Origin of the sequence: Lysinibacillus capsici, assembly GCF_003367505.1 — a bacterium.
Classification (GTDB): domain Bacteria; phylum Bacillota; class Bacilli; order Bacillales_A; family Planococcaceae; genus Lysinibacillus; species Lysinibacillus capsici.
Genome location: NZ_PXXX01000044.1, coordinates 1 through 573, shown reverse-complemented (window position 1 = coordinate 573; position 573 = coordinate 1). Strand labels below are relative to the sequence as shown.

The following is a 573-nucleotide window of genomic DNA, read 5'->3' as shown; positions in this document are numbered from 1 at the left end:
ACTTTAATTAATTAGGAGGTCATTTTAGATGGCAGAAAACAAAGTACAATTTGGTATTAAAAACGTACATTATGCAGTTGCTACAGAGGGTACAGATGGAACAGTAACTTATACTACACCAGTCCCATTCCCAGGTGCAACAGCGTTAAATTTAGACCCAAAAGGTGAACAATCAGACTTTTATGCTGATGACCGAGTTTATTACACATCTAGTACAAACTCGGGGTATGAAGGTACGCTAACAGTTGCAGCGCTGCTTCAACAATTCCGTGTTGATGTTCTAGGGGATGAATTAAGTACTGATGGAGTATTAACAGAAAATGCAGATGCAAAGCCTAAGAAAATTGCACTATTATTTGAGTTCGATGGAGATGTAAAAGCTACTCGACATGCTTTATATAATGTCACTGTATCACGTCCAGGTATGTCTGGAGAGACGAAAACAGAAACGACTGAGCCAGGAACACAAGAATTATCATTTGTAGCTGCGCCTACAGTAAATGGCATTGTTAAACGTTCAACTACGGGTGAAACAAGTGCGGCTATTTATGATGCTTGGTACACTAAAGTATT

1 protein-coding gene is annotated in these 573 nt (G+C 38.9%); it reads left to right on the top strand.

Translation table 11 applies throughout. The features are described 5' to 3' along the window. Window positions 1–28: 28 nt before the first annotated feature. Window positions 29–573 (top strand): major tail protein (locus C7B89_RS22855; RefSeq protein ID WP_115674673.1); only part of this gene is annotated, 545 nt, incomplete at its 3' end.